The organism is Chamaesiphon minutus PCC 6605, from assembly GCF_000317145.1.
In the GTDB taxonomy this organism is placed as follows: domain Bacteria; phylum Cyanobacteriota; class Cyanobacteriia; order Cyanobacteriales; family Chamaesiphonaceae; genus Chamaesiphon; species Chamaesiphon minutus.
In genome coordinates, this window is sequence record NC_019697.1 from 5,622,622 (window position 1) to 5,644,548 (window position 21,927).

General features: G+C 46.6%; 22 protein-coding genes. 11 read left to right on the forward strand and 11 right to left on the reverse strand.

What is annotated here, in order from left to right; all coding sequences use genetic code 11:
• Positions 1 to 20 precede the first annotated feature (20 nt).
• Entirely contained in the window at positions 21 to 1,895 is a 1,875-nt protein-coding gene (locus CHA6605_RS25670; protein WP_015162286.1) for a putative bifunctional diguanylate cyclase/phosphodiesterase, read from the reverse strand.
• A gap of 174 nt (positions 1,896 to 2,069) precedes the next feature.
• On the opposite strand from CHA6605_RS25670, the gene CHA6605_RS25675 reads away from it, so the two are divergent.
• Positions 2,070 to 3,260 (forward strand): FAD-binding oxidoreductase, encoded by a 1,191-nt coding sequence (locus CHA6605_RS25675; protein WP_015162287.1) that lies wholly within the window; start codon positions 2,070 to 2,072, stop codon positions 3,258 to 3,260.
• 159 nt (positions 3,261 to 3,419) lie between these two features.
• Entirely contained in the window at positions 3,420 to 3,995 is a 576-nt protein-coding gene (locus tag CHA6605_RS25680; protein ID WP_015162288.1) for a hypothetical protein, read from the forward strand.
• A gap of 153 nt (positions 3,996 to 4,148) precedes the next feature.
• Here CHA6605_RS25680 and glyS read toward each other — a convergent pair whose 3' ends face one another.
• Positions 4,149 to 6,296, reverse strand: coding sequence for a glycine--tRNA ligase subunit beta (gene glyS, locus CHA6605_RS25685; RefSeq protein WP_015162289.1), 2,148 nt, complete (start codon positions 6,294 to 6,296; stop codon positions 4,149 to 4,151).
• A 127-nt stretch (positions 6,297 to 6,423) separates the two neighbouring features.
• On the opposite strand from glyS, the gene CHA6605_RS25690 reads away from it, so the two are divergent.
• On the forward strand, positions 6,424 to 7,368 hold the full coding sequence (locus tag CHA6605_RS25690; protein WP_015162290.1) for a diacylglycerol/lipid kinase family protein: 945 nt from the start codon (positions 6,424 to 6,426) through the stop codon (positions 7,366 to 7,368).
• A gap of 161 nt (positions 7,369 to 7,529) precedes the next feature.
• Here the strand turns inward: CHA6605_RS25690 and CHA6605_RS25695 are convergent, their stop codons facing one another.
• Entirely contained in the window at positions 7,530 to 7,832 is a 303-nt protein-coding gene (locus CHA6605_RS25695; protein ID WP_015162291.1) for a hypothetical protein, read from the reverse strand.
• Between the two features lie 187 nt (positions 7,833 to 8,019).
• On the opposite strand from CHA6605_RS25695, the gene CHA6605_RS25700 reads away from it, so the two are divergent.
• Complete coding sequence (locus CHA6605_RS25700) at positions 8,020 to 8,529, forward strand: hypothetical protein (protein WP_015162292.1); 510 nt, start codon at positions 8,020 to 8,022, stop codon at positions 8,527 to 8,529.
• Positions 8,530 to 8,553: 24 nt separating this feature from the next.
• On the opposite strand, the gene CHA6605_RS25705 is transcribed toward CHA6605_RS25700, so the two are convergent.
• From CHA6605_RS25705 to CHA6605_RS25725, 4 genes are all read right to left on the reverse strand, one after another.
• Entirely contained in the window at positions 8,554 to 8,874 is a 321-nt protein-coding gene (locus tag CHA6605_RS25705) for a hypothetical protein (protein WP_015162293.1), read from the reverse strand.
• A 164-nt stretch (positions 8,875 to 9,038) separates the two neighbouring features.
• Positions 9,039 to 9,689: a glycerol-3-phosphate 1-O-acyltransferase PlsY gene (gene plsY / locus CHA6605_RS25710; protein WP_015162294.1), complete on the reverse strand. Its 651-nt coding sequence runs from the start codon at positions 9,687 to 9,689 to the stop codon at positions 9,039 to 9,041.
• Between the two features lie 115 nt (positions 9,690 to 9,804).
• Complete coding sequence (locus tag CHA6605_RS25715) at positions 9,805 to 11,163, reverse strand: DUF3086 domain-containing protein (protein WP_015162295.1); 1,359 nt, start codon at positions 11,161 to 11,163, stop codon at positions 9,805 to 9,807.
• Positions 11,164 to 11,386: 223 nt separating this feature from the next.
• The gene (locus tag CHA6605_RS25725; RefSeq protein ID WP_015162296.1) at positions 11,387 to 11,803 is read right to left on the reverse strand and encodes a DUF6636 domain-containing protein; all 417 of its coding nucleotides are present in this window, start codon (positions 11,801 to 11,803) and stop codon (positions 11,387 to 11,389) included.
• 119 nt (positions 11,804 to 11,922) lie between these two features.
• On the opposite strand from CHA6605_RS25725, the gene rpmH reads away from it, so the two are divergent.
• The 6 genes from rpmH to CHA6605_RS25750 all read left to right on the forward strand — a co-directional run bounded on the left by rpmH (position 11,923) and on the right by CHA6605_RS25750 (position 15,544).
• Entirely contained in the window at positions 11,923 to 12,060 is a 138-nt protein-coding gene (rpmH, locus tag CHA6605_RS33255) for a 50S ribosomal protein L34 (RefSeq protein WP_015162297.1), read from the forward strand.
• Between the two features lie 37 nt (positions 12,061 to 12,097).
• A complete protein-coding gene (rnpA, locus tag CHA6605_RS25730) occupies positions 12,098 to 12,469 on the forward strand; it encodes a ribonuclease P protein component (protein ID WP_015162298.1) in 372 nt (123 codons plus the stop codon).
• The gene (locus CHA6605_RS25735; protein ID WP_015162299.1) at positions 12,459 to 12,881 is read left to right on the forward strand and encodes a PH domain-containing protein; all 423 of its coding nucleotides are present in this window, start codon (positions 12,459 to 12,461) and stop codon (positions 12,879 to 12,881) included. The genes rnpA and CHA6605_RS25735 overlap by 11 nt, the downstream gene beginning before the upstream one ends.
• A 117-nt stretch (positions 12,882 to 12,998) precedes the next feature.
• The gene (gene yidC / locus CHA6605_RS25740) at positions 12,999 to 14,162 is read left to right on the forward strand and encodes a membrane protein insertase YidC (protein WP_015162300.1); all 1,164 of its coding nucleotides are present in this window, start codon (positions 12,999 to 13,001) and stop codon (positions 14,160 to 14,162) included.
• Between the two features lie 190 nt (positions 14,163 to 14,352).
• Positions 14,353 to 14,901, forward strand: coding sequence for a Jag family protein (locus tag CHA6605_RS25745; RefSeq protein ID WP_015162301.1), 549 nt, complete (start codon positions 14,353 to 14,355; stop codon positions 14,899 to 14,901).
• 118 nt (positions 14,902 to 15,019) lie between these two features.
• The gene (locus CHA6605_RS25750) at positions 15,020 to 15,544 is read left to right on the forward strand and encodes a YceD family protein (RefSeq protein WP_015162302.1); all 525 of its coding nucleotides are present in this window, start codon (positions 15,020 to 15,022) and stop codon (positions 15,542 to 15,544) included.
• Positions 15,545 to 15,768: 224 nt separating this feature from the next.
• On the opposite strand, the gene thiO is transcribed toward CHA6605_RS25750, so the two are convergent.
• The 4 genes from thiO to CHA6605_RS25770 all read right to left on the reverse strand — a co-directional run bounded on the left by thiO (position 15,769) and on the right by CHA6605_RS25770 (position 21,083).
• Positions 15,769 to 16,872, reverse strand: a complete 1,104-nt coding sequence (gene thiO, locus CHA6605_RS25755; RefSeq protein WP_232432136.1) for a glycine oxidase ThiO — start codon at positions 16,870 to 16,872, stop codon at positions 15,769 to 15,771.
• 355 nt (positions 16,873 to 17,227) lie between these two features.
• Positions 17,228 to 18,964 carry an FAD/NAD(P)-binding protein gene (locus CHA6605_RS25760; protein ID WP_015162304.1) on the reverse strand — a complete coding sequence of 579 codons (1,737 nt, stop codon included), beginning with the start codon at positions 18,962 to 18,964 and terminating at the stop codon, positions 17,228 to 17,230.
• Positions 18,965 to 19,527: 563 nt separating this feature from the next.
• On the reverse strand, positions 19,528 to 20,199 hold the full coding sequence (locus CHA6605_RS25765) for an acetyltransferase (RefSeq protein ID WP_015162306.1): 672 nt from the start codon (positions 20,197 to 20,199) through the stop codon (positions 19,528 to 19,530).
• A gap of 230 nt (positions 20,200 to 20,429) precedes the next feature.
• Positions 20,430 to 21,083 (reverse strand): DUF2232 domain-containing protein, encoded by a 654-nt coding sequence (locus CHA6605_RS25770; protein ID WP_422678755.1) that lies wholly within the window; start codon positions 21,081 to 21,083, stop codon positions 20,430 to 20,432.
• 201 nt (positions 21,084 to 21,284) lie between these two features.
• Here CHA6605_RS25770 and CHA6605_RS25775 point away from each other — a divergent pair, with 201 nt between their 5' ends.
• The gene (locus CHA6605_RS25775; protein ID WP_015162308.1) at positions 21,285 to 21,893 is read left to right on the forward strand and encodes a GNAT family N-acetyltransferase; all 609 of its coding nucleotides are present in this window, start codon (positions 21,285 to 21,287) and stop codon (positions 21,891 to 21,893) included.
• Positions 21,894 to 21,927: the final 34 nt, after the last annotated feature.

The window sequence follows — 21,927 nt, forward strand, 5'->3', positions numbered from 1 at the left end:
GCTCTTAATTTTTAGCACGACTAGTTATGGACGTGAAATAAATTCTGATGCAAATAACTACCTGTCGCGATCGCGACTTCTAACTCAGACGCCGTTAGCGGACGACTAAATAAGAAACCTTGAACGGCATCGCAATTAATCGATCGCAAGCACTCAAATTGTTCGACTGTTTCTACTCCTTCAGCTACGACATTGAGGTTTAATTCATGTCCTAAGTTGATAATAGTTCTAACGATACATACATCAATCGAATTAGCACGAAGTCCTTGCATAAAAGATCGATCGATTTTGAGTCGATCTAAAGGTAAATATTTGAGTGCCGCCAAGGAAGAGTAACCCGTACCAAAATCATCCAAAGAGATCTTAACACCTATTTGCCGCAGAGACTGGAGAATTGAGATTGTCAAATCTAAATCTTTAATTGCAATACTTTCCGTAATTTCTATTTCCAGGGCAGTTGCAGGCAATCCGGTTTCCGCTAAAATCGTGGCAATCGTCTCAATTAAATTTCGATTTTGCAGTTGTTTGACCGAGAAATTTACCGCGATCGGAAAATCACCCAATCCCAAATCTTGCCAGATTTTATTCTGCTGACAAGCTGTCCTAATCACCCATTCACCAATTGGCACGATCGAGCCAGTTTCTTCGGCTATTGGAATTAGTTCGGCAGGAGAGAGTGAGTTACCATGAAGATCTTGGCATCGTAATAAAGCTTCGATGCCAATAATTTTCCCGGTGAGAATATCTAGCTGTGGTTGATAATGTAGGAAGAGTTTGCAATCGGAAATTGCCCGATCTAGGATATTTTCTAATTGCAATCGATCGTTAACTGGATCGATAATTGCATCGGTATAAATTTCATAGCTATTTTTACCATTGCTTTTAGCTTGAGTGAGGGCGGTATCTGCATGCTGGAGTAAGCTTTCACTATCCAAGCTGCCACTAGTCGCAATGGCAATTCCCATGCTAACTTTGATATAGAGTGAATTGGTCTTTAATCTCGGAAAACTTCGATCGAATACAAAAGGCAAATCGAAACAAGCGATCGTGCGGTCGGCAACTCTTTCGATCGAGGTAATATCGCTAACTGCCGGGATTATCATCACAAACTCATCTCCACTCCAACGTCCGATCGTCGCTTCGTTATCAAAGTTATGTTGCAAGCGTTCTGCAATTAATTGCAGCAAGCGATCGCCACAGCGATGACCCAAACTATCATTGATATTTTTAAACCGCGTCAGATTGAGAACAATGACAGCCAAAAATTCACCTTGAGCAGGCATTTTTGATAATGCTAAATTCAGCCATTGACTCAATAGCATTCGGTTGGGTAAACCAGTTAAAATATCGTGATACAACCGATCTCGAACCATCTGTTCGACTCGTTGCTCCATTACTGCTAAATACATTTGACACGCTAAATTTTGAGCTAATTGTAACTCTTCATTCGTCCAGCCAGCCCCCGACTCTTTTGCCGCAGATCTAAATAACGTCAGACAACCCACACATCGATCGCGATCGCTCAGAGCTAAAATCAGCAAGGATTGAATGCCTGCGGTCTGGAATGCTGTCAATAGGGGTGCGAGTGCAGGCAGCTTGGCAACACAATTGACTGGATAAACTTTGTCGAGTGCTGAAGCGATGGCTGGCAGAGAGTTACCATGAGGATGTAGCGGTCGATCGATTTGATGGATGACATTTTGCCATAACCGATTCTTTTCGATCGGCATCGAACTACGTGGCTGTAAGCCGTAGCTATAAATTTGAGCGTGTTGAACTAGCGGTTGAGCGAGGATGAGGAGCCTACTACCATCCGCATTGAGAGCGCGAGCGATATCTGCTAGCAATTCGGGTTTGAGTTGACGCACAGATGGTGACGAGCACAACATCTTCATAATAGGCTTTAGGGGTTAAGCAAGAAGGCTTGAGGCTTGAGGCTTGAGGCTTGAGGGTTCAGGCAGAATGTTTTAGGTTAAAAGGATAGATATTTTGAGGATGGGTAAATAATGATAGTCTGGATCGAGCGAGTGATGATTGCCATTTATCGTGCTATTGCAAGTTGAGATCTTATGGACGACAGCATTAATGATATCTCTTTGCCGATCGGTCTGCCAAAGAATGTCGAAGAACTTGCCGAATTAGTTGCCATTGCCAACCGAGATCGAGTGCCTGTCGCGATCGCGGGCAATAGTACTAAGCTGGACTGGGGTGGCATCGTTACAGGTGCTAAATCGCTCGTCAGTACCCAAAAACTCGATCGCTCGATCGCTCATGCTGTCGGCGATCTAACTGTTACTGTCGAAGCAGGAATAAAGTTCGCCAACTTGCAAGAGATATTAGCCGCCGCTGGACAATTCTTACCACTAGATCCGGCTTATCCCGATCGAGCTACGATTGGCGGTATTATTGCCACTGCTGATGCTGGCTCCCTTCGTCATCGCTACGGTGGCGTCCGCGATTTACTACTCGGCATTAGTTTTGTGCGCGCTGATGGCAAAATTGCCAAAGCTGGCGGTAGAGTCGTCAAAAACGTGGCTGGCTACGACATGATGAAGCTGTTTACTGGTTCCTATGGCACATTAGGAATTTTGACAGAAGTAACGCTGCGAGTTTACCCATTACCCACCAATTTTGGTACCGTCATCCTCACTGGTGCCCCCGAAAAGCTGGAACGAGCGGCCAAATTTTTACTCGCTAGTACCTTAACCCCGATCTCCGCAGACGTGGTTTCTACGGCCTTTAGTCAGGCCCTAGAGCTAAGTAATACTCCCAGTCTCGTCGTTAAATTTGCCACCATTCCCGAAAGCATCGCCCAACAATCAGCACAATTACTAGAGATCGGTAAAAGCTTGGGCTTAAAAGGTGGAATCTGGCAAGGCCCGCAAGCTGACAACCTCTGGAGTGGCATCCAAACCGGAATTTGGGGAACTACTCCCATTGGTTGTAAACTAGGCGTCAAGCTCACCGCCGCAGTGGAAACGATCGCCATACTCGACCGAGCCACTGCTAATACATCTAAAGCTGTCATTCATCTCAATAGCGGCATCGGAGCCTGCGCTCTGGGCGATGCAAAATACATCGATCCCCTCCGCCATCATTGCGAAGCATCTGGTGGCTTTGTGTCCGTTCTCCAGGCACCTGTGGGGGTAAAGCAACAACTAAATGTGTGGGGATACCGAGGTAATGCCGTCCCGCTAATGCAACAAATTAAACAGCAGTTCGATCCATTCGGTCTTCTCAATCCCGGACGGTGTTTTTAGGGTAATAGGTAATGGTGGGCTAGTTCGATGTTACTGACAACCTCATCCTATCTATCCTTCAATCCCGATAATTATTCCTTTTGGTAGAAGTAATACTGAGAATCGATCGCGTATGATGCAATAAATTATACAAATTTATTGAATAACTGGAGCGCGACAATGCCTAATAACTACAACAATCCTCAAGAGCACACCGAAGCAGAACGCCGGAGACTTGCTGAAGCAGAGCTTCAATATCAAAGAGAAAGATCGGCAGAAGACACTGGTACGGCAAATGGCTTAGTAATTGGCAGTATCTTGGTTGCCTTGGTGGGATTAGGCTCTCTAGCAGCTTACTACTTCACTAGACCCGCACCTACACCCACACCCACCACGATTATTAATACCCCGCCGACACCCGCAGCTTCGGTATCGCCAGCACCTCAAAAACAAACTACAATTATCGACCGCACGGTAGAAAAAGCGGCACCACCACAAGTCAAAGTAGTCGAAGTGGAAAAACCAGTTATCGTACCCGGTGAGACTAAAGTCATTAAAGTGCCCGGTGAGACTAAAGTCATTAAAGTGCCCACACCTGCTGCAGCACCGACAACAGCACCTAGTACAGCGGATAAATCCAATACTCCTACTGCGAGTCCTAGCCCTTCAGTGCAACCGCCTACCCCTGCTGCTGAGGGTGCCGATGCCACAAATTCTCCAGACCCCAGCAACACCGCTCCAGCGAATAATAATTAAGCAATTATTCAGTCTACTGAGAACCGAGATTCCCTACTTCTTCAAGAAGTGGGGGATCTTTATATATTCCAGATTGGCAAGCCGGAACCCACATTCCGCTGTTTGGAGAGAGCGAAACAATTTGCATGATTTCGCTCATAAATTGTCTGTCTCTTATTTAACAATCGAGCCAAAATCAGCTAATACCCGTGCATGATTGCGAACCAATCCTAATAGATTGAGACGGTTGGTTTTAATGTCTGGATTGGAGTCCATAATTAGGACACTATCTTCGCCATCGAAGAAGTTACCAATTGCGGGGGTAAGCTGGGCTAGAGCGTCGATAAGTTGTTGATAGTTACGCGAAGCTTTTGCGGCGTTTGTCTGAGGTTCTAGGGCGATTAAACCATCATACACGGCTTGCTCGGAAGATTTTTGGAAGAGATTTGTTTGGATTACGTGGGTGGGTGCTAGTTGTTGAGTGTCTAAATTACCTTGAGCGGCTAATTTACTCGATCGATTGACAGTTGCATAGATACTTTCTAGGGTACCGTTATCGCGAATCTGTTGGAGAAATATGGCTCGATCGCGTGTATCGAGTAAATCGGTGAGGGCGCGCTGAGTATATTCTCGATCGTTTTCGCCCAAGATGGCGTTGACGAGATCGTAATCGATCTGGCGGTCTTCTTGGAGTAAGTTTCGCAACCTTTGGATGAAGAAATCCTGCAATTGTTGGGTGAGTTCGGCAGTATTTACTTGAGTTCTAATCTGGCTGAATTCGCTGACGATGCGATCGATTAACTGTTCTAGATTGATGCCTAAGTTAGCATTCCAGACGATATTCACGATCGCATTTGCAGCTCGGCGGAGGGCAAAGGGATCGGAGGAACCTGTCGGCAACATCCCTAAGCCGAAGATACAGACTAATGTATCGAGTCTGTCGGCGATACCGACGATTTGTCCGGTTAAAGTTTGCGGCAAGCTATCTTCGGCATTGCGAGGTAAATAGTGCTCCAATATAGCTGTGGCTACTGCTGGTGTTTCGCCATTAGCGATCGCATATTTAGATCCCATAATTCCTTGCAGTTCTGGAAATTCGCCGACCATTTGAGTGACGAGATCGGCTTTGCAAAGTAACGCTGCCCGATCGATATTTTGGCACTGATCGGGAGTTAAATTTAATTGACTTGCGATCGAGTTGGCATTTTTGACAATTCGATCGACTTTTAGTTGTACCGAACCTAAATCGGCTTGGAAAGTAACTGTATCTAGTTTCGGTAAATAGTCGGCCAAAGGTTGAGCTAAGTCAGCTTGATAGAAATATTGTCCGTCAGCCAATCGCGCGCGGACGACGCGACCATTTCCGGCGGCAATAATGTCGGACTTGGCCGGATCGCCATTAGAAATCGTGATGAAGTGCGGTAATAATTTCTGTTTGCTGGCGTCTGTAAAGATCGGGAAATATCGCTGATGCGTCACCATTACCGTTGTAATTACTTCCGGCGGTAAATCGAGAAATTCATCGTCAAATTTACCGACAACAGCAGTGGGATATTCGACGAGATTGACAACTTCTGCTAACAAATCTGGGTAAACTTCGGCAACACCACCCATGTGCGTCGCGGCAGCTTGGATCTGTTGCTGGATGTCAGCTTTGCGCTGATTTTGGTCTACATTTACAAATCCATCCGCCAAGGTTTTTAAATACTGGGGGGCTGAAACGACGGAAACTGGTTGGGGATGGAGAACTCGATGAACGTGCGAAATCCGATCGCTAGTGACGACATCTTCGCCATTGACAATTTCGATCGGTAAAATTGATTCATTCCACAGCGCAACCAACCAACGAATCGGACGGGGAAACTTTAGCTCCCCATTCGCCCAGCGCATCAGTCGTTTGCCTTCTAATTTAAAAATCCACTGGGGAATCGACTCGGTTAAAATTTCTGTGGTATCGCGTCCAGCGATCGTTTTGGTGATAAAAATAAACTCACCCTTATCCGTCGGACGCAATTCCAGACTAGAGACATCTACCCCTTGCTTCTTGGCAAAACCGATGGCTGCGGGAGTCGGTTGCCCATCTTTATAGGCGGCTGCGGCGGGAGGGCCTTTGATTTCCTCGACGCGATCGACCTGGCGATCGGGTAAATTAGTAATAATCGCAGAGAGTCGGCGTGGCGTAGCATAGATCTCTACGCTACTATAAGACAAAGCTTCAGCCGTCAGACTCGCGGGAATCATCTTTTCCCACTGACGAATTGCATCGCTGACAAACCCTGCGGGCAAATCTTCAGTACCGACCTCTAACAAAAAATCAGACATATCGAAAAATTAATAATTACAGCTAAAAATCTAGATTTATAGAAACCAAATTAGTAGATCCGTGAGTCTCTATTATCTAACCTCTGCGTCCTCTGCGCTTGGCGCGGTTCAAAAAAAAACTTCCTAAATGCGTGTCAGTCTAACACCCAATCTGCAAGTCCTCATCATCTATAACCCTACAGCAGGACAATCGCCCAATTTCAAGAATACACTCGATCGAGTGGCAAATTTGTGGCGCGATCTGGGTTGGCAAGTCCAAATTGCTGCCACTACCGCTCCTGGCGATGCTACCACCAAAGCGCAAACAGCCGCCCAAGCTGGCTATAATGCCGTTGTCGCTGCTGGCGGCGATGGTACGGTAAATGAAGTCATGAATGGCTTGGTAGGCACCGAAACCGCCCTGGGAGTGCTACCACTGGGCACCGTCAATATTTGGGCGCGAGAGATGGGTTTATCGATGGACATGCTCAAAGCCGCAGAAAGTATCGCCAAGTCAGAATTGACCAAAATTGACGTTGGCATGGCCGGAAATCGCCATTTTCTTCTGATGGCCGGAATTGGCTTCGATGCTGCCGTCACGGCAACGGTAAGGTCGGATGAGAAGAAAATACTAGGTGCGATCGCCTATGTCAAGCAAGCGATTCAAATAGCTTGGAATTTTCGCGGCGTGCGCCTGAAGTTGCGCGTCGATGGTAAGCGGGTGCGCGGCAAAATTTTGATGGTAATTATCGGCAACAGCCAACTCTATGGCGGCGTTGTCAAGTTTACCGCTCATGCGACGATCGATGATGGCTTATTAGATGTCTGCGTAATTAAAGGACGCGGCATGTTATCGGCACCGCGCAGGTTGATTTCGATCTTCGCCCGTCACTACAACCGCGATCCGCTGGTGCAATATTATCAAGCAAAACAAGTTGAAATTCGCAACAAGCGAGGTAAGCATCTCCCCGTGCAAGTAGATGGCGACTACCTCGGTACGACCCCGATGAGTTTTCGCGTGGTGCCCGATAGTCTCTGGATTATGGTACCGCCAAATGCCGATCGATCTTTATGGCGATCGGTTGAGGGGTAGGGTTTAGGTGTTAACCCAAGTTGCTATTTATATTCGCAAGGTGGTTATGGGGGAAGGAGGAAAGGGTAAAGGAAATTAGCTAGCAAAAACGAACCTGCCACGATCGAAATCGCGGCAGGCTAAAAGTTTAAAATCTTAGGAATTATCTAAACGATTCGAGATTAGCTCTCTTCGGTTGTGGTAGCTTCTGAGGATGCCTCTTCTGTTGCCGTTTCTTCAGTAGCTTCTGAATCTGCTTTCTTGATAACTGGGGGTTTAGCCTTGCTGGGTTTTGGCCCTCTCATCAATGCGAGATTCTCTGGGGGTTTGGATTCTTCTCTTTTATTGGAGTCTCTTCTGCCACCTTTATCTGCACCACGACTGGAACTACTCTTCTTACTGGGGGCTTCGGAAGATTTGGGGTTACCGTCACTCTCAACAGGTGGATTTTGACGATCGGCTTTCTTGATTGGACGGTCTACCATTGTTTGGTTGGGAATTACTATTTATATTTTAGCTGGTGAGGGCGCGATCTCTTGCAACTCGTCGGCAACAACTTCACCGCCATCTACTTTACAATACTTCCCATCCGCACGATCTCCGATCGCGCTCTTTTACATTACTTTGCAAAGATTAGACCTTGGGGTTCCCCTCGTACTATACTGAGTCCCCATGCGCGATCGACTAGAACGAATCGAATCAGTAAAAGCTGGCAGTCTCGGTGGGATTGCCGCAGGTATCGGCTATGGTTTGATGCTGAGTGTCGCTCGATTCTTGCAACACGAATATTCGAGATCGTTTGTCAGTCTAGGTTTGGAAGTCGCGATCGCGCTCGTCAGTGGCTTTTTGTTTGGTGTCACTTATCGTTATATCATCCGTACCGATCGTAATAATCATCTCAATTCTGGGGCAGTATTGGCTTTTGGCTTGGTACGCGGTTTAGCACAGGTAGATGTGAGTGAATTCGAGCTATCCCAAGTTTGGATAGATGGCTTGATAGTAGGCCAAAGTTTAGCTATATTTGCGATCTCGCGGTATGCGATCGATTATGCTCTTAATGCCAATTGGGTTTTACCATTTACACAACAGAGTCAGCCAGAAGTAATTACTATCGATTTGTCAGAACCGACACTAAGCGAACGAAAATTTACTACCAACTCGATCGATGGATTGCCCAAATGAATCAGCGATCGACTATTAATGCACTTAATAACAACTGACATATTCACGCAATACATAGCCCAAAATTTTATAGCTACCTCGCTCTTTAGATGCTACTAAAACCCAAGGCTTGCCTTCACGATCGCTAGAAATTGATTGGGCATATACCGTTCTGCCATTTCTAATTCGATTGACAATCTTACCATTGGGTTGCAATCTCGCATTGAGTGGAGTACCTGTGGGATCGGTAACGCGACAGGCTCTACCAGAAGAAACGCCATCCTGCGCTTGTGATGGCAATGCAGCAGCACACATACCGATGGTGGTGGCTAGGAGCGAGATTGTGAGGACGGTAAATTTAGACATGATGGCTAATTAACTATGTTTACAAAGACCGATGCTCGATCGTATATGTGTTAAAACATAGTTATTAGATTGAATTCCGAATAGTTGAGTAAGGCAGATTGATAAATTTACAGGTAAGCTCGATCTAAATCTTCTCAAGCAAAGCTCTCCCAATCGGGATTTACCTATGTCGTCGATTCTAGTTTTTGGCCTACTTTCGGTTCGGTACCAGCCAGAATTCGCTGGATATTGGCACTATGTCGCCAGACAACGTAAATTCCACCGACGATCGCAAAAATGACTGAAGGTAACGGTCGCTCGAACAACAGCATCCAAATTGTTACCGAAACAGCACCTACTATCGAACTCATCGAGACAATCCGACTAATCGCGATCGTGATGCTAAATACCAGCATCGTTGCTAGACCAACTTGCCACGACATAGCTAGTAAAACGCCCACTCCTGTGGCGACAGACTTACCGCCACTAAAATTCAACCAAATCGATTTACTGTGTCCTAAAATCGCTCCTGTCGCAGCGAGTGGCACTAAATAAGCTTGCCAATCTACTGGTAATGTGGAAAATAAATCGAGCGTAAATAGGAGATTCGCAATCGTGACGGCTAATGCCCCTTTAAGTGCGTCGATTAATAACACGATCGAGCCTGGAACTTTACCCAACGTCCGCAATACATTCGTCGCCCCCGTCGAACCCGAACCATGCTCGCGAATATCGATGCCCTGCAACAATTTTCCTGCTAAATATCCAGTCGGAAATGAGCCGAGGAAGTAGGCGATGATGAAGATACCGAAGGCGATAGTGGTGTTAGCTAGCATGGAGGGGAGTTGGGAGTTGGGCGCGGGGAGCAGGGAGCAGGGGAGAGGAGGAGACTGGGGGACTAGGAGAGAAAATTGCGCTATTACCCATCTACCCATCCACCCGTCCACCCATCTACCTATACTCCCGATAATCATCGAGCTGCCGATCGGGATCGGGTGCGAAGGCTAGCCAGAGCGGGTATTGCAGGATCGAAAGACTGATTTGGCCTTCAGAATTATCGACGATAATGAATGGCATTTCCTTGTTTGCGACAATCCGATCGACTTTTTGGATTAGAGCTTCGGGATCTTCAAATAAGATAATCCCCCCATTGCCGCCAAAATCGGGCTTAGAGAGTCCCAAACAGTCTTGAAAGCCCCGCCGCCAGTCACCGAGGCGTTCGGGGAGGTTGGCGAGGACGAGAGTGCGGAGATAGTCTCCATATAGCTCTCGCAGCACCGATACCGCTGCTGCGGCTACTAAGATATTCTGGAGGCGGCTGCCCATGGTACGGACGGCTCCCCGTCCATCTTTGGTAAAAAACCAGTCCGACACCTTGTCTGCATGAACTGCTTCGAGGGTGCGGCGCAATTGCCAAGCTGGGGCGTAATAATCGGGTGCGCTGCGGTAGCGATCGATCGCAGCGCGGACTTTACCCGCAGTTGCTTTAAATGCAGGTTCGGTAAATTGGGGCGAAGAGCGATCTTTCGATGCAGGTTGAGGTTGGGGTGCGGGTGTTTTGGGGAGTGGTGTTTGCAGCCGGATTTGGGCTGGTGGTGGTTGCGGAAATTCAATCTCTTCGGCGATGACGACTAAATCTTGCAGACTACCGACGAGGTAGTCTTTGAATCCCTGGAGGCGGATCGCCACATCTTGAGATGCCCCCGCAAAACTTTTGCTAATTTCTTCTTTGAGGCGATCTCGTCTACGTTCGAGTTGTTCGACAGATATTTGGAGTTTTTGGCGACGTTGTTCGAGTTCGGTGACTGAAGTTTGGATAATTTGTCCGAAACTCGTCTGGGTATCGACGATTTGTTGTTGTAGTTGGGCTTGAGTAGATCTAAGTTTAACGATTTCTGCGGCGATCTGAGACTCTGTACGCAGTAGATTTGTCACTTTGGCAGTAGTCGTATCACTAAAGTTACTGCTAGCTTCTGGCTCCGGTTCCAGCTCTTGCCCGATTTCATCTAGCAATAACGCCCAATTATCGTCGAGCGTGGGCGTTTCTGCTACTGGTTCGGATGGCTCTGGCTGTACTGGCGGTTTTGGCGACGATAGGATCGCAGGTATCGGTGCGGATGGTTGCGGTTCTTCCGCAACGGGAGTTATGGACGGTTGCGCCTTTACCTCGTCGTTATTATCCCAGACATCTTCGATCGGCTCCGATCCTGGCGCAATCTCTTCTTCTACCACACTGACATCAATGATTTCTGACGATCGGTTCGGCGATTTGAGATCTGATTTGGGATTTGCAGTTCCGTCAAAGTTCATAGAATAGATTTTGGCGTAACGATCGCCAAAATAGAAGTTGCCATGATATGGTCAGTGCAGCCTCTAAGTTAGAGATTTACACATCTTTGGCATATTCTCAGGTAAAGAGAATCGCTTACTACTCATTATATCTTACGTCGATCCGCCCAATAATTGAGAGCGGCATTCTCGATCGACAACATCATCACAGTAGCGGCGATCTGAGTTCTCGATGGCGATCGGCTTAAAAAACTTGCCACCGCGTTCGATTCAGGAAAAAGCCATGCTGGCGAGGATTGATACAAGTCAAACCAGTAGTTCTGGCCGTACATTTCAGCCCAGCTCTTTTCCAAGTACTACCATAATTTAGCACTGGGTATGAGCCAAAGATAGTATCGCCAGCACAACTAGGTTGCGCAGGCTTATGACGATCGAGCGATATTCCCGTCCAATCCAGCTCGCAGGGAGATTTGGGTTTGGGATTCAAACCACTGCGGATGTCGCAGCGCAGATCTTTATTGTTTGACAGGTAGCAGGCAATATTGCCACTAGGCAGCCGAAAACCGTCGCCATTTAAGTCGTTATCGATCGCCAAGCTCGGACGATCGACAGTTCCCAAGGCGATTGTTAATATACCAATAACCAACCAATTAAATTTCATACTTAAAACTCGTTATCGAGTACCGATCCGCGATCGGGTAGAATAGCTGTTATACTAGTCCATTGTGGCTTTTTTGCCTACAGTGTATTAATAATTAGTTAATTCGAGCGGATCTAAGTATGACAAAGCGTACTCTCGGCGGTACTAACCGCAAACAAAAAAGAACATCGGGGTTCAGAGCGCGGATGCGGTCGCGTACCGGACAAAAAGTGATCAAAGCACGTAGAGCCAGAGGACGGCATCGGTTGTCTGTGTAGATCTTTTCTACCAGCAGCTCGAAAATAGTAGCAACTCGTGTCATTGCCTAAACCCCATCGACTCAGACGCAGGCAAGATTTTCAAAAAGTTTATCAGCAAGGCAAACGCCATCAACAAGCGCATTTGACGCTTAGAAGTTTGCGACACCTGCCAGATGCCCAGACCGAAAATCTACCTGCTACTCGGTTTGGGATTTCCGTCAGTCAAAAAGTCAGTAAAAAAGCAGTGGTTCGCAACCTGCTCAAACGACAAGTGAAAGCCGCTTTGCGTCAGCTTTTGCCGCAAATTCACAGCGGGTGGTCGATCGTCATTGGCGTCCGACCTTCAGCGCACGGATGCGAATATGTCGAAATTTTGCGAGAATTAGAGCAGTTGTTGGCAGCCGCCGAGGTACTTGATGGGTATTAAAGAAGAAACGTTTTATGAAGGTGGTCCACATATTGGGGATCTGATTTTCAATTTATTTTTAGCAATATTCGTAATTTTCATCCCGCTGACGATCGGCGCGATTGTGAGAGCGATCTGGTTGAGATATAAAATTACCGATCGACGGATTTCCGTCACAGGTGGCTGGATGGGCAAAGATCGAACCGATCTTGTCTATTCGGAAATTACGGACGCACTAACTATCCCGCGTGGGTTAGGATTTTGGGGAGATATGGTAGTAACTCTCAAAGATGGTAGCCGTCTAGAATTACGCTCTCTCCCTCGCTATCGTGAAATATACGATTATATTAACGAGCGAGTTCTCGCTAAAACTGGGCAGCCGCTAACCAGCGTGGCGGAGAAAGCAGAAGCGGCTGCCGCTCAAACCACCTAATTTAGGGATGAGGTTTTAGGTTGTAGGTTTTAGTGCATGGTCGATATTCACCCAACACCTAAGACCTAATACCTAATACCTAACACCTAACACCTAATACCTAACACCTAGTTGACAATGGACTTTGGAATCGGATTTATTTCCAACAATATAATGCTGCCGATCGTAGATTTTTTCTATGGAATCGTGCCTAGCTATGGTTTGGCGATCGTCGCTTTAACCTTGGTAATTCGTTTCGCGCTCTATCCGTTGGGTGCGGGGTCGATTCGCAATATGCGAAAGACGAAGATCTCGCAACCGCTGATGCAGAAGCGAGTTAAGGAAATTCAGCAAAAGTTTAAAGACGATCCGGCAAAGCAGCAGCAAGCCATGAGTGATGTGTACAAGGAATTTGGCAACCCGTTAGCGGGTTGTTTGCCAGTACTATTACAAATGCCCGTCTTGTTTGCGCTGTTTGCGACCTTACGGGGATCTCCATTTTCCAATGTCGATTACAACGTTAATTTGCAAGTCGTGCCTGGGGAGCAAACCGCCCAAATTCAAACTCAAGCATTTACCAGCGAACCACATAATATTTATTTCACCACCAACATTCACGCACCTGTAATTGCCAGCATTCCTACTGGTAATGTTTTGGCTGTGGGACAAAAAGCGCAGATTGAATTTAAAGGTGCCGATGGTAAACCGTTTAACGAATTAGCCGCTCAATATCCCGATTCCAAACTCACTCCAGAGTGGACGGTCACTAAGGGGATGGAAAATATTAAAGTTTCCGCTAACGGTCAAATTGAAGCGATCGCACCTGGAGATGTAACCATTAAAGGCACGGTTCCCGGTATTGCTGCCGATACTGGATTTTTATTTATCGACTCGCTCGGACATGTCGGCGCGATCGATCCAGATGGCAAAATCCACTGGGATATTATTGCCATGATCGTCTTTTTTGGCTTGAGTCTCTATGTGAGCCAAAACTTATCGAGCAGCAGTGCTACTCCGGCTGCCGATGATGCTGCTGCGCAACAACAGCAAGCTGTCAATAAATTCACCCCCATAATCTTTTCGGGGATGTTTTTATTCTTCCCGTTACCTGCTGGGGTGCTGATGTATATGGCGATTGGAAACGTCTTTCAGCTCGGTCAAACTTATCTAGTCAATCGCGAACCCCTGCCACCAGAACTCCAAAAACTGGTCGAGCAACAAGAACGCGAAAAGCCTAAAGATAGTGGAGATCGCGAGGAAATTCCGTTCGAGAAGACTAATAAGAAGAAGAAAGCAACATAAATTAGGCGTTAGGCTTTAGGTATTAGGCTTTAGGAACGATCGGGATAAAGTAAGCGTTAGGCTTTAGATATTAGGCGTTAGGGAAGAGCTGAAATTGAACCCCGATTGCGACGAAAGCCCAGATCCTAAAACCTAAACCTAGACCCTAAATCCTCAAGCCTAAAACCTACCCCCTAAAGCCTAAAGCCTAATGACCGACCAACGCTTAGAACGTGGCCAACAGTGGTTGGAAACACTACTGAACCTAGCTGGAATTGCGACTACAGTAGATACTCAACAGCCAGAACATAGCAATGCGTCCAATTATTGGCTGACGATCGATCGAGACAAACTCACACCAGTTCAGATCGAACACCTAATTGGTACCGATGGTGCAACTATTGATGCGATTCAATATTTAGCAAATGCTAGTCTCAATATTCATCAAGAAGCAGATTTACAAGCTGGATACACGATCGAATTAGACGGCTACCGCCACCGTCGCGCGATCGCGCTTAAAGCTATCGCCGATGAAGCAGCCGAGCAGGTGCGGACGACAGGCAAAGAAGTCATTCTGCAACCGATGTCTTCGGCAGAACGTCGCCAGATGCATACTTTTTTTGACACTGAGACAGATTATCGAGACTTGGCAACTTATAGTCGCGGACAAGAACCCGATCGGCGATTGGTCATCAAATTAGCGCAAACTCCTGACGACGAGCCATCACAGCTAGCCGGAGACTCAGAGAACGGAGATTAAAAGATTTTTATTAATTGAATATTAATCAAATCGACTTTGTACGTGCGGGAACTCAACGATTGCGACTATCTTAAGAGTAATCGCGAATCTACTTTTCTACTTCTTTCCCCTTTGACCGATGGAACCACTATACATCCCCCAACTAGCCAATCGAAAGGATCGCACCCTAGAGATTATCGTCGATCGATCGATCCCTGAATTTGAAACCCTCACGCCTGTCCGAGGAAAAATAAATGTCAAACATGGGGGCACATATTTAGAGGTCTCAGCACAGGCCGAGACAATTATCACCCTTAAATGCGATCGCTGCTTGCAACAATACAACCACCGACTAGTACTAGATACCAACGAAATTATTTGGCTTGAAGCAGAATCTGAAGAACCAGCACGACACGGTGTCGAAGTCAAATCAGAATTAGAAGACTTGGTAGAATCTTTACCGCCCGACGGCCATTTTCCACCAGATGTGTGGTTGTACGAGCAATTGTGTCTATCCGTTCCCCTGCGACAACTTTGCAATCTCAATTGTGCAGGCATCAGTCCTGTCGGAGCACCCATCCCCGAACCAGTCAAACAGGTCGAAACTCTCGATAGTCGCTGGGGCATTCTCGAAACCCTTAGGGAGCGACTCGAAAATAATTGAATCTTTTGGCACATTAAAAAGCGATCGAAATAGATTCGATCGCTTTTTTAGAAAAGCGGGGTTTCGCTCTAGTGTTATACCAATTCTCTAAATTACTGCTACAGATCTTTACCCCTCCCAACCTCCCCTTATAAAGGGGAGGAGCAGATCCTAGAGCTTTATCTGTAGTCCAACTTTTCAGATTTGGTGTTACACTTGCGCTTTACCAGAGTGGTTTTTAAAAATCAACCGGGTTCAAACCGTTGCCAGTTAAAGGCGGCTAGTAAATTATCGGCTTGCTTGTGCCAGACGAGATCGGCAATTAATTTGGCAGTAATTGGCGTGAGTAAAATCCCATTCCGATAATGTCCGGTAGCCAGCGTGAGATTGGCGGCACTACTGCTGCCTAAAATGGGCAACTCGTCTGGTGTGGCGGGACGAAAACCCCACCAAGTTTCGTGCAGCGAACAGTTTTGGAGGGGTGGAAACAAGCGCATCGCATGATTCATCAATTGCTTGACACCCTGAAGGGTATTATGGGGGGCAAACCCGACATCTTCGCTAGTCGCACCGACAATAATTTTGCCATCTTGACGCGGCACGATGTAGATATCTTCGCCAAATAAGACTTGTTGTAGGGGCAGATTTTCACGTTGTGCATTGGGTACTACTACCGACAACATTTGTCCTTTTCTGGGGACGATCGGAATTGGCAGTAATTGTTGCGACCAAGCACCCGTTGCCAAGATATAGTGCTGTGCGGAGATCTGACCGCGATTTGTCTCTAGGTATCGCACTCGTCTCCGCGTGTAGTGAATGTTAGTAACTTCTACCCCTTCGAGAAAGTTCGCGCCGACAGCTTGTGCGGCAACATACAGCGATCGCATCAACGCGCGATTATCGACTTGTCCGTCGGCTGGATAGTAATAGCCACCGACGACTGACTCGCCTAAACCCGATTGGTAGCGATGGATCGATCGAGTATCCAACCATTTAGCAGCCAGTGGCTCGGCTGTCGATGTCGGTGCCTCGTGAATGTAAGATGGTGCTAAAATTCCACACGGCCAATAGCCGCTATCTACTCCCGAAATTGATTCGATTTTGCCAATCCACTCTGGGTATAAATCACGGCTAGCCAGACATAAATCTAACATGGCTCCTGGTTCGATTCGTTCTGCCTGGGGAGCCAACATGCCTGCTGCGGCATGTGCGGCGGCAGATTTGAAGTCTTTACACAAAATTGTAACTTTCGCGCCGAGTAGGCGCAATTCTATCGCAGTGGCCAAACCGATCGCGCCACCACCAATGACGATTATTTCACTACCAGGCTGCATCGATCGATTCTCCACCGCAGTTACATTTTTGAAGCTAGCTTCAATGCGATCGAGTTTAACTTAAATATTGATAGTAGCGATCGAAAAGATCGAGTGGGAGGGTGAGGATTTACGGATGAAATCGAGCTGTAGGCGTTGGCTTAGCCTCTCGGTTTTGCCAGAGGCAAGGCTACACCAACGCGGAGCGTTCCGCAGGAAAGGAGATCCGAAGCCAGACGTGTCGCCAGACGGGTCCCTCGATTTCCAGCGTTTCACCCATCACGGAGTAGAGAGTTGGGAGCATCTTCAGCTCTCAGCAACGCCAAAGGCGAAGCGAGATCGCGCCGCTCTCACTTCGCCTGTTTGCTCGATTGTCGCGGCAAGCCTCAACTTAAGCGACATTCATCAGCACGTTCGCGCTCTCTGGATTGGGTGCGAGCGTCACAGATGGTAGATCCAACTGTTCGGATTGCAGTAATGCTGTTGCTAAGTTTTGGGAGAACCCAATAATGCGCTGACAACTTTCGGCGTGCCAAACGCGGAAGTTACCATCGATATTACCTGCAACTAACGGCCCCATTAAGTAACAGTTTTTGCTAGCTTCAAAGTTTTTATCAATTATAAAACCACGGTTGGATTCATTGGGGATGCAGATCTGTCGCCGAATCAGATTTTGAATTAATGGCGAAGATGAAGTAGTCACGTCTTGGAATCCGCCGCAATTAATTACTACACCAATGGGAGTATCGAGCACTTTTTGTTGGCGATCTTCGGGATCGAAATATTCGCAGTTACAACCGCCAGTGGTTAATGGCAAATACCGAACAAACTTACCTTTGCATAATTCTAACTTGCGCTCGGCGATCGCCCTCTCGACGACATCTAAGTATTCGCCACCAGCACGCCGTTGATACTTACCAATTTCGACAGCATACTTAGACACAAATTGACATTGTTCGCCAAAATTGAGTCTATTTAATGCTTCCATCACTAGTTTGGAAATATCACTATAAATATCAGAAATGTTTATGCCAACAGATGTCGCGTGCGCCACATCCTGTTTGACAGCTTCTAAAATTTGTTTGGCTGTAAAAGAGTCGGATTTAAGTAGCGCGGCTAAATGTTGGGGCGTGTAATCGAGCTGAATTGGTGCTGTTTGGATGCGATGGGGGAATGTCGCATTGGGAGACAGGATGAAGAATTTCTCAATCAGACTAGTTGCCGCTTTGGAGTTATGGATGCTGTAAAGTACGTCTAGAGTACCTGCATTCGAGCCGACAATTAGGACTTGACGTTGGGATGGCGATTCTAACTGCGCTAATGACTGGCAAAGTCGATCGATATTCTCGTCTAACGATGGCTCGTACATGTTATCGATGTAGCAAGGATCTGACTTTTGTCGATCGCCACTAACTCTTTCAAAAGCGATATTTGGCGGACTGCCGATCGCCAGCACTAGTTTATTTGTCACAAAGTAATGATTGGTTTCAGTTGCGACAAAATCTACTCGATAACCATCTGCAAGCTGTTGAACGTCGATCGCATCTGCGGTGAGGAGGTCGATCTCGATTAGCCCTTTAGCAGTTGCTGTTGCTAACAGATTTGCCATGCGTTCTTGCAGATACAACCCAAAGGTATGTCTGGGAATAAATAGATCGTCCCACTGACCTCGATCGATTGCATCGGCATTATCGCTCAGCCACTTAGCTGACATTTTGCCTTGGTTATATACCTGCGGATCGAAGATCGGAGCGCGATTTGCATTCAACCAGTCGATAAAATGTTCGCGTTCTAATTGCTGGGGAATGAACTCTTTGAGTGGGGAAATTAGTAATGAATTGCGTCCCGATCTTTTACCATATGGAATACCAGTCCAGAAATCACCAGACTTTTCAGTAACGACAATCTTAACTGGTCGAGCTTGATAATCGCCCAAATTAGCTCCTAATGCTACCGTCCGCTCTTCGACTGTAGACTGTTTCTCCAATAGTGAGATATAGTTAATTAGAGTATATGCTGACGAAATTCCAGCACCAATAATTGCTAAATCGTAACATTTATCTGCCGCTGTTGGCTGTTGCTGCGAATCGGTTAGCAAAATTAAGCCTGAATATTCCAAGGTCGCCATTTTTGGTAAGTATTTATACTATAAATTTAGTTTATTGTCTTTATCAATTTAGATACAAGCGACTACTTAGCCAGTCCGGAACTCTTGAGCAATCTTGCGGACAATATAGAAATTGATTTCGTTTTCGAGTGCTTTTTGCTTGGAAAGTCTAACATTGCTACACTCAATCATATCCTTTCTATTATTAGTCGATATCCGCTAAATCAGTGATTTTTAAGAATGTATGAACGAAAACTACAATCATCAATTGACAGAATCGAGTTCTCCACCCTCGTTTCTTAAATGCTCGATCGTGTCTGAGTAAATATTTTAGGCTCTGGGCAATTGAGAGCGATCGACTAGCAATCGATCGCTCTTATCGATCGCGATCGAATTACCAAACAACCTATAGCTAAAGCTTCTAACCGACTAGACGTTAATACGTAGCTGAATGTGTCCATCGTCGTAGAGCTGTAACTCTCGAACCGATCGCCGCGATCGAATTAAGTATAGCTGCGGATCTTAATTACTAAAATGGTCAAATTGTCAAGTAAGTAACAGATTTTTAGATAACTAGCTCAATTTTAGGTGACTATACCCGTCATCGCCGCTCGGTAGTTGGGCGCGTCGCGAAATTTAATGACTTTAGCGGGGTTACCGACAACAGTAGCAAAATCGGGAACATCTCTAATCACCACCGCACCCGCACCGACAGTACACCATTTGCCAATCTCGATACTAGGAATTACCACTGCTCCAGCTCCGATATGCGTCCCTTCACCGACGCGAACGTGACCGCACAAAGTCGCATGTGGCGAGACATGAGCGTAGTCGCCGATCGCATTATCATGATCGATACTTGCAGCGGTATTAATTAATACATGCGCACCAATCTCGGCACCAGCTTGGACGATCGCGCCTTGGAGCACGACAGTACCCACATCTATTTTCGCTTTAGCCGAGATAATTGCCGTGCCATGAATGGCTCTGCCATAGTTTGCATCGATTAAGCACGCGAGTTCGGCACGTCTGAGATTATTGCCAACACTAATAATCAACGGCGCGTCCAATTTGGGGAAGCCTTCGCCGATTAAGCGAATACCATCGCGGATTTGCATCCCCTTAAATTTTGCATCGGGAGGGTTGTCATCAAACATGCCAACTACTTCTACGCCCAAACTGTTAAGGATGTCCGTAATGACCTTTGAGTGTCCACCAGCTCCATACAAATACATGTATTTAGTAGCCAGATCCATATAGATATATATAATTAATCGAGGTTAGATAAGTTCGCTGTTAACAGCTTAAGTTAATTATGTGCTGCCTAAAACAGACATTTTAGGGTGAGTTTTCAATAAACCATCGGAATCTAGTCGCGATGTTACTGCTCTGATTAGGAGTGTACCCAGCTATGGATTTTAATGCTCGCGCAACCTATCGATTTTAGATCGCGAGCGTCTGGTTGGGCAAGGAGTAAGACGAACGACTACAACTCCAATAACGTCTCGACCCATGCTGGTGGTTTGGGCAGAGGATTGCCCAGCCGCTCGAACATCAGGATTGCGACTAGATGAACGACAAACACATAGACAAAATTACTCAGCAGAATTAACGAGATCGCCAAGATTTGAATTACGAGCAGACTAGGCTCGGCGAGAATACCCAATTGGACGAACAGCCACTCCGAAAGGTCGCGAATTCTCGCCATCAGGTACATCCACAGATCTTCACCTAATAATGCCGAAGTCAACCCAAAGCGAAAGAACACCCCCAGACAGTCTACTAGCGCGCCTAGTGAAATCGATGTCAACCAGCTAGCCTGCCGTCGCCAACAAGCACCCAATTGAACGCCCATTACCCCATAAGGCATCACGAACAAAATACTGCGCACTGGCCCCATTAGCACCGACAATAATAATCCAGAGACTAGCGCGCTCATCCATCCCGCACGATTGCCCCATCGGAGATAAATTAAAGCGATCGGAATTGGGAAGAAGATCCGGAAGATCGGCCCGACTGGAAAATAATAATTCAATAACCACAACAAGCTAGCAGTACTGGCCAAAAATGCCGTTTCCACCAACATAATTGGAGGTAGTTGGGGCGACGGGGGGGATTTGGAATCGAGGGGAGATTTCAATGGATTACCGCGATCGCGTCTGGCGATCGGCTAAATGAGTTATGATGGAGATTCAGTATTGAGAGCTAGTCAGTTCTAATTGTAGATCGACTCACTCCGAATCTAGATACTCAATTTCTCGATTAATAAAATTGCGTGCGATCGCCTGCGATCGACGTTGTGGTGAATCCGAACTCAGCGCAAAACCAGCATAATTTAGACATGACCGCAAATACCGCAAATATCTCCGAGCCGATCGCGATCGATCCCGATCGAATCGAGATTCGCGCTGTACGAGAGGAAGAAATACATTGCGTCGCGGAGATCGTTACTCGTAGTTTTCATTTCGATCGCGGGTGGATGGGATGGTTTACACCCCTGTTCAAACTAGGCATTGCTGAAGATTTACGCCATCGTCTACGCTCTCATACCGCTGGATCGAGTCACGATAAACCCCAGCAGCAAGTGTGCTCGATTGCTGTATATGCAGATCGCGGCCAATCGCAGGTCATCGGCACGATCGAAGTGGGAATACGCACTACCAATTATCGTCAACCCAAACCCCATCGCTATCCTTATATTTCTAATCTGGCTGTGAGCCGAGATTTTCGGCGACGCGGGGTCGCACAACAACTACTGATCGGTTGTGAAGAATTGACTAAATCGTGGGGATACACAGAAATCTTCTTACATGTGATGGGCGATAATCAGCGCGGTCGCAATTTGTATCAAAAACTAGGTTACGAGATCGTATCTAGTGAGTTTGTCTGGTCGATTATTCCCTGGCACCGTCCCGAACGACTATTTTTGCGAAAGCAGCTTGAGGATTAGGCTTTAAGCTTTGTAGCAAAAAATAAAGATATCG